7 protein-coding genes are annotated in these 7782 nt (G+C 69.8%); 2 read left to right on the top strand and 5 right to left on the bottom strand.

Going from position 1 to position 7782, the window contains the following annotated elements:
- On the top strand, positions 1-377 hold a 377-nt coding region (locus AC0CH3_RS17570; protein ID WP_465238111.1), incomplete at its 5' end, for a hypothetical protein.
- 96 nt (positions 378-473) lie between these two features.
- Here the strand turns inward: AC0CH3_RS17570 and pyrC are convergent.
- The gene (pyrC, locus tag AC0CH3_RS17565; protein WP_354301214.1) at positions 474-1508 is read right to left on the bottom strand and encodes a dihydroorotase; all 1035 of its coding nucleotides are present in this window, start codon (positions 1506-1508) and stop codon (positions 474-476) included.
- 82 nt (positions 1509-1590) lie between these two features.
- On the opposite strand from pyrC, the gene ygfZ reads away from it, so the two are divergent.
- On the top strand, positions 1591-2358 hold the full coding sequence (ygfZ, locus tag AC0CH3_RS17560) for a CAF17-like 4Fe-4S cluster assembly/insertion protein YgfZ (RefSeq protein ID WP_354301212.1): 768 nt from the start codon (positions 1591-1593) through the stop codon (positions 2356-2358).
- A gap of 539 nt (positions 2359-2897) precedes the next feature.
- On the opposite strand, the gene AC0CH3_RS17555 is transcribed toward ygfZ, so the two are convergent.
- The 4 genes from AC0CH3_RS17555 to AC0CH3_RS17540 form a co-directional block, all read right to left on the bottom strand.
- Entirely contained in the window at positions 2898-4019 is a 1122-nt protein-coding gene (locus AC0CH3_RS17555) for an OmpA family protein (RefSeq protein ID WP_333995304.1), read from the bottom strand.
- Between the two features lie 118 nt (positions 4020-4137).
- A complete protein-coding gene (locus AC0CH3_RS17550; protein WP_354301209.1) occupies positions 4138-4659 on the bottom strand; it encodes a DUF2793 domain-containing protein in 522 nt (173 codons plus the stop codon).
- Positions 4656-6353 (bottom strand): GTA baseplate fiber-binding domain-containing protein, encoded by a 1698-nt coding sequence (locus AC0CH3_RS17545; RefSeq protein WP_465238110.1) that lies wholly within the window; start codon positions 6351-6353, stop codon positions 4656-4658. Before AC0CH3_RS17545 ends, AC0CH3_RS17550 begins: the two co-directional genes overlap by 4 nt.
- A 140-nt stretch (positions 6354-6493) precedes the next feature.
- Positions 6494-7486, bottom strand: coding sequence for a phage major capsid protein (locus AC0CH3_RS17540; protein ID WP_192098601.1), 993 nt, complete (start codon positions 7484-7486; stop codon positions 6494-6496).
- Positions 7487-7782: the final 296 nt, after the last annotated feature.

The following is a 7782-nucleotide window of genomic DNA, read 5'->3' as shown; positions in this document are numbered from 1 at the left end:
CACCCCCACAATCCCCTACCACCCCCGCCATGGCCAAACCCGACCGCCTCGCCCGTCTCGACGCCCAGCGCGAGGACCTCGAAACCGAGTATCGCGCAACGCTGATCGCCGCGCTCGAAAAGACCGCGGGCGGATCGCTCGGGCTGTTCGACCGCAGCAGCGACCGCCGCGTCCGCACCGCGATCGCACCGACGATCGCCGCGCTGACCGAGATGGGCACCGAGATCGATGCGATGCGCGACCGGGTGATGCTCGACCCGTTCGCGCTCCACCGCGACTTCTTCGCCGCGCGCGGCCCGGTCAGCGCGAGCGCGCCCGGCGAGCAGAAGGAGGCACGGCTGTGGCTCGACCGACTCGCACAGGATCCGTCATCCTGACGAAAGTCAGGATCCAGAGCCAGGCAGGACAACGCATGTAACCCTGGATCCTGACCTTCGTCAGGATGTCGGGAGAAGGGAAACGGACGGCGCGCCTTAGCCCGCGAACCGCCACCCCGCATCGGTCCCCGCGAGGAACGGCACGACCGCCGTATCCCCCTCCCCGACCCGCTCGGGCACGATCACGCGCTCGCGCACCAGCGTCACCGTCCCCTCGTTCAGCGGCAGCCCGTAGAAGCGCGCGCCATGTTCGGACGCGAAACCCTCGAACCGGTCGATCGCGCCCTCCGCGTCGAACACGCCGAGATACGCCTCGAGCGCGAACGGCGCGTTGAAGATCCCCGCACAGCCGCAGCCCGATTCCTTCGCGCCCACGACATGCGGTGCGCTGTCGGTGCCGAGGAAGAAGCGCGGGCTCCCCGACACCGCGGCCTTCCGCACCGCAAGCCGGTGGGTCTCGCGCTTGAGCACGGGCAGGCAATAGGCGTGCGGCCGCAGCCCGCCGTCGAACAGCGCGTTGCGGTTGATCAGCAGATGCTGCGGGGTGATCGTCGCGGCGATCGGGTGATCCGCCTCGGTCACGAACGCCGCGGCCTCGGCGGTGGTGATGTGCTCGAGCACGATCTTCAGCTCGGGATAGTCGCGCGTCAGCGGCGCGAGCGTCCGCTCTACGAACACCGCCTCGCGGTCGAAGATGTCGATGCTCTTGTCCGTCACCTCGCCGTGGATCAGCAGCGGCATGCCGATCCGCTGCAGCGTCTCGAGCACGCCCGTCAGCGCGCGGATATCGGTGACGCCGTGCGCGGAATTGGTCGTCGCATGCGCGGGGTAGAGCTTGCACGCGGTGAACACGCCCTCGGCATGACCCCGCTCGATCTCGGCGGGATCGGTGCCGTCGGTTAGATAGCAGGTCATCAGCGGCGTGAAATCGGCACCGCCGACCGCCGCGAGAATCCGCTCGCGATAGGCGCGCGCGGCGGCGATCGTCGTCACCGGCGGGGTCAGGTTGGGCATGATGATCGCGCGCGCGAACTGCCGCGCGCTGTGCGGCGCGACCGCGCCCAGCATCGCGCCGTCGCGCAGATGGAGATGCCAGTCGTCGGGGCGGCGGATCGTGATGCTGTCGGTCATGCGCCCTCCTACCGACGCGCGGCTGACGACGCCAGACAGTTGCGCGCCTTGGAAATCGCCCGGCGCGCACTAGGTGAAAGGTATGACCCAGCCCGACAGCGCAACCCGGCCCGACACGGCCACCTGCCTCGCCGACCGCGCGGTGCTGCGCATCGCGGGCGAGGACGTCCGCGGCTTCCTGCAGGGGCTGGTAACCGCCGACACCGCGTTGCTCGCGCCCGGCGCGCCCGCCTGGGCCGCATTGCTGTCGCCGCAGGGCAAGGTGCTGTTCGACTTCATCCTCTGGGCGGACGGCGCCGATGTGCTGGTCGATGTCGAGGCGACGCAAGCCGAGGCGCTGGCGAAGCGGCTGACGCTGTACCGCCTGCGCCGCGCGATCACGATCGGGCCCGATCCGCTCCATGTCCACTGGTCGCCGACGGGGACTGAGGGCAGCCCCGACCCGCGGCTCCCCGCGCTCGGCCACCGCTGGCTCGCCCCCGCGGACGCAGCGGCAGGCGATGCCGCGCCCGCCTGGCACGCACACCGGCTGTCGCTCGGCGTGACCGAAGGCGTCGCCGAGCTCGGCAATGGCGAGACGCTCTGGCTCGAATGCAATGCGCGCGAGCTGAACGGCGTCAGCTTCACCAAGGGCTGCTATGTCGGCCAGGAGAACACCGCGCGGATGCACCACCGGTCGAAGGTCAACCGCCGCCTCGTCGTCGCGCCCTTCACCGAACCGAGCAGCCGCACGCGCGTCACCTATCCCGCGCTCGACCTGATGGTTGACCACCGCCGTACCGACGCTTTGGGCGACGCGCGCGTTCCGGACTGGCTCGCGCCTGCGCTCGAGGCCGACTCCACCGGCTGATGCGCCACCCACGCCCGTCATCCTGACGAAAGTCAGGACCCAGGGTCACAAACGCCGCCGCTGCTTGGCTCTGGATCCTGACTTTCGTCAGGATGACGGGAGGGGGGGTGTTGGTGACAGGCTTCAGATCCGGACGTGCGTCCCGCGCGGGCAACGCCGCTGTCCATCACGGCACGCCTCCCAGTCTAGGCACACGACCCCAGCCCCAACCCCGTCATCCTGACGAAAGTCAGGATCCAGGGTTACGAACGCCGTCGCTGCTGGGCTCTGGGTCCTGACTTTCGTCAGGATGACGAGAGGGACATAGCGCCGGGCTCGAGGTCCTGACGCGCGGACAACGACACCCCCGCGCGTAGCGCAGCACCACACCGCGGCATTGCCCACGCCGCCCGCCGCAAACATCTCCGCGCCTCCGCGCGAACCAGACTTCTTTCCCCGCCCCCCAAGACCACCAGACAAAAGAAAAGGGAGGCCGGCTCGCGCCAACCTCCCCAATCGTAGTCCCGCATCCGACCCGAAAGGATCGGAAGGCAGAAGTCTTACTGGCCCGAACCCGGACCGTAGGTGACTTCCACGCGACGGTTCTGCACTTCGCGCACGCCATCGGCGGTGTCGACGCGCGGACGGCTCTCACCGAACGCTTCGGTCGAGATCACGCCATCCGGGATCGCATGCGACGACAGATAGGCGCGGACGCCGTCTGCACGACGCTGCGAGAGACCGACGTTGTACGATGCCGAACCCGACTTATCGGCGTGGCCTGCCAGCATGACCTGTGCGTTGCCGCACGACTGGTACTGCGTGACGGCGTTGTCGAGGATCGACGCAGCCTCAGGCGTGATGTCCGACTTGTCCCACTCGAAGAACACGATGAACGGACCTGGCGAGCAAACGACTTCGACCGGTGCTGGCGGCGGCGGCGGAGCCATGGGCTCTGGTGCCGGCGGCGGCGGCGGTGCGACTGGCTCTGCAGGCGCGCCGAAGTTGTAGGTCAGGCCGCCCAGGATGCTGTGCGAACGGTAACGACCGTCGAACACGCGGTTCGACACGTCGACCAGCTTGACGTTCTCGGCGTTGAAGAAGCGATACTTCAGCGTCGCGTCGACATGGTCGGTCAGCGGTGCACGGATACCGGCGAGGCCCTGATAGGCGAACACGGTGTCCGAGTCGTTCAGGAAGTCGCCACGGTTGTTGAGAGCGTAGTTCGCCTTGACGCGAGCAACACCGACACCACCGCCGACAAAACCCTGGATGCCATCGTCCGGACCGAAGTCCAGCAGGCCGTTCAGCATGAAGCTGAGCGCCGACGACGAACCGCCAGCGTAATCGTAGTTACCCGACGGTGCGTTCACGAGTGCGCCTGCACCGTTGAACGCCGGCGTGGTCGTGGTCGACGAGAAGCCGTCCACGGTTGCCTTGCGGTAGCCGACTTCGGTTTCGAGGCGGAAGCCACCGAAATCGTAGCCCATGACTGCATCGACGTCATAACCATAGTCATGGTCGACCGAAGCGGCGTTGTTGAGTGCACCGATGTCGTAATCGATGTCTTCAACGATCATCGCACCGCCTTCGATGCCAACGTACCACGACTTGTCGCGGGCGAGGGCAGGAGTGGCGAGTGCGGTGGAGGCGAGTGCCAGAACGACGGCAAGCTTCCGCATATAAATCCCCTTTCATGAGTGTCACACGGACATCGCAAACTCCCTATCCTCCGCCTTGTTTCCACGCAAGCGAACAAAAACCGGGGGTGTTGCTGGAACGACACAGTTTCCGGGGTGTTTACGCGGCAATCAGCCCATGGTTCCGCAACGCGGCCAAAATGGCGCCGATCGTGACCCTCGCGGCGTCGTCGACGACGCTGCCGCCGACGACGTCCGCGATCGCCGCGCCGCGGGCCTGCACCACGGGAACGCCGCCGATCACGACTCGCGCACCCGCGATGTCCGCCCCCGCCCAGACGGTGCCGTCGAAGCGCAGCTGCATCGCCCGATCCTCGCACCACGCGGTCATCCCGGCGCGCGGCACCGCGAACCGCCAGCCGCCCGCGGTCCAGCCCGCGATCGCCTGCGCCTGCCCGGTCCAGTCGCCGCCGGGCGCCGCCCCAACGATCCAGCACGCCCCCGGCGCCGGATCGACGGGCGGCACGCTCACCCCCGCCGCGACGACGCTCGCGTCGAGCAGGATGTCGAGCAGCGTCAGCGCCTCGTTGTGCACCATCTCCTTCTGCGCCTGTCCGGGTTGCAGCAGCGGCAGCCCCAGCCGCGCGCTGCGATCCCCCGTCATCCCCGTGTCGATCGTCATGTCGCCTCTCCCGCTGCTGCCACCATGATCCGCGCCGGTGCGGACAATCCGAAAAGCCCGCGCTGCCGCACCTCGACCGCGACCGGCCCGGCGCTGCGCTCCGCCGCGGTGACGGTCACGCTGCACACGCTCGTCTCGACCGTCCGCACCGCGCCCGTCGCGGGCACGACCCGCACGACATGGACCTCGACGTCCTCGCCCAGCGGCACGTCGCCGCCATCGATCCACCGCCACCCCGCCCGACTGCGCCGGATCCAGCGGACCGCGGCGTCGCCATTGCCGGCAGGCGCGACGCGGAGCCCGACGGGCGACGGCGGCAGCACCGACCGCCCGGCCAGCACGCAGCGTGCCTCGACCGGCTCGGTATCGCCGACCCCCGACGCGAGCACGCGCACCGTCTGACCGATCGCCGCGACGGGCAGGTCGATCGTTCGCATCGCATCCGCCTCGATCAGCACGAACGCGTCGCCCGGCGCCTGCGTGCCGATCGCCGCCTCGGTCCCGCGGCGCCCGCGCCACAGCCGCGTCAGCCGCCACCGCCCCGCGCCGACCGGGTCCGCGCGCCCGAACTGGATCAGCTCGTCCCCCACCAGCGCGAGGTTGCGCCCCGCGTCGAGCCCCGCATCGTCCGCATCCGCGAGCAGCATGTCGGGCCGCGCGAGCACCACCTCGAACACCCCCGCGGCGTCGCACAGCAGCGCGCCGCGCGCCGCCGCGACCACCGCGATCCGCCCCATCGTCGCGGGCGCCGCGGTCGCACCCGCTGTGACCCAGCTCGCGCCGTCGTCGATCGAATAGAGCAAAGCCGCCTGCCGCCACCCCGCACCGCTGCCGCCCGCCGCCACCGTCAGCCGCGGCGCCGCGAGCGGTGCATCCTCGAGCCCGGGCGTCTCGAACGCCGCCAGCCGGCTCGCGCCGATCACCGCATCGACCGCCGCCGCGACGCGCCCGCTGCTGCCCGCGACCGCGACCGGCGCGATCTCGACCGGCGTCAGCACCAGCGTCGTGACCATCGCCTCGACCATCGTCTCGACGATCCGCCAGATCCCCGGCTCGGGCACGCCCGCCGGATCTGCGATCCGCACCACCGACCCCGGCGTCCGCGCCAGCCCGCCCGGCCCCAGCCGCACCGTCCGCCGCACGCGCTCCGCTTCGGCGCGCGCCAGCACCGCCGCCGCGATCGTCTTGGCCGCGCCCGCCGACAGCACCGCGGCCAGCGCGATCCGCTCGTCGCGCCCGCCCGGCCCCGCGCCAGCCCGCCGCACGCGCTGCAACCCCGTCTGATAGTCGCGCGCGGCGTCATAATAGCCGATCGTCATCGTCCGCGGCACGCTGTCGCTCGCCGCGACCGCGCGCACCTTCATATCCGTACCCCGCCCATCCGCGCTCACGCCCGCCCTCACGCCCGCATCGACGATCACCGGCAGGTCGCCCGCCGCGCTCGCGGGATCGCACAGCGTCAGCGCGGTTCCACCGGGTCCCGGCGCGAACCAGCCGCCCGCCGCCTGCGCCAGCGTCGCGAGCACCGCGCCGACGCTGCCGCCCGCCACCCGCGCGACGATCGCGCCGCCGACAAACGCCTCGCAGAGCAGGATCGCCGTCGCACAGACCCGCCCGAGCAACGCGTCCTCCGCACTCCCCTCCAGCCGCAACACCGCCCGCACGGCCACCACCGCGTCCGCGACAACGGTCACCGGCACCCCCTGCTCACCCATAGGAATCTCCCAAAAAACCCCTCTCCCCCCAGGGGAGAGGGAGGGGCCCACGCGCCCTTGCGCGTGGGAGGGTGAGGGCAAGTGAGGCTCGCAACCCCACCCCACCCCCTCACACCCCATCAGCTCACCGAGAACTTCATCAGCTTGATCGCCTCCGAATTCGTCACGCACCCACCCACCCGCTTGGTCGCGTAGAAATTGACGAACGGCTTGTTCGAATACGGATCCCGCAGGATCACCGTCTCCGCCCGCTCGGCGATCAGATACCCAGCTTTGAAATTTCCGAACGCGATTCCCAGCGCATTCGCCGCGATGTCCGGCATGTCCTCCGCCTCGATCACCGGATAGCCGAGCAACGTCGCCGGCTGCCCCGCCGCCAGCGAAGGCGCCCACACGAACGCCCCATCGCTCGTCTTGAACTTCCTGATCCGCGCCAGCGTGCTCGCATTCATCACGAAGCTCGCGCCCTGCCGATACGGCGCGCGCAGCGCCTGGACGAGGTCGATCAGCCGCTCCTGCGGGCTCGCCGAGAAATCCCCCGCCGTCCCGGAGGCCAGATATTGCAGCGTCCCGAACGCCCGCGTCCCGTCCGCGGTCGCCGCGGTCGGCTGCGTCAGGAACCCCTTGGGCCGCCCGCTGCCCGATCCGCCGACGAACGCCGCGCCTTCCGCCTTGGCGAATTCCATCGCGATCTCGCCCGCCAGCCACGCCTCGACATCGAACGCCGCATCGTCGAGCATCGCCTGGCTCGCCGCCGGATTGGCATAGAGCTCGCCGGTCGGCGGCACGATCTCGACGAACACCGGCGTCGCCGTCTCGGGCCGCGCCGCATTCTCCGCCGCCCAGCCGGACGGCGTGCCGCCCGTCGTGACGAGCTTGCGATACCCCGCCGAACCCACCTTCACGACATTGGCGATCCCCCGGATCGGCGAGATGCCTTTGAGCACCGCATCGATCTGCGCATCCACCTCGCGCGGCACCGCATAGCCGCCCGCATCGCCCGAGACCCCGGTAAACGCCTTCATCTCGATCGTCGCACCGCTCCGCACGAACCCCGCAAACGCACCCGAAGGCGCCGCCCCCTCGAGCATCGGCCGATCCATCACCGTCATGTCCATCTCCCTGCCAAGAAATAAAAAAAGGCGCCCCGAAGGACGCCCGAAACACAAACCCCCTCTCCCCTAGGGGGAGAGGGAGGGGCCCACGCAAAGCGTGGGAGGGTGAGGGCACGTGAGGCTAAGACCCCCACCCCCACGCCCCTCGTCATCCTGACGAAAGTCAGGACCCAGGGTCACGAGCGCCGTCCCCACCCCCCGCGTCATCCTGACGAAAGTCAGGATCCAGAGCCCCGAGCGCCGGCCCCTACGGCTCTGGATCCTGACTTTCGTCAGGATGACGGGAATAGGTC

The organism is Sphingomonas sp. AC449 (assembly GCF_979253475.1).
This window is presented reverse-complemented; position numbering and strand designations above follow the sequence as displayed.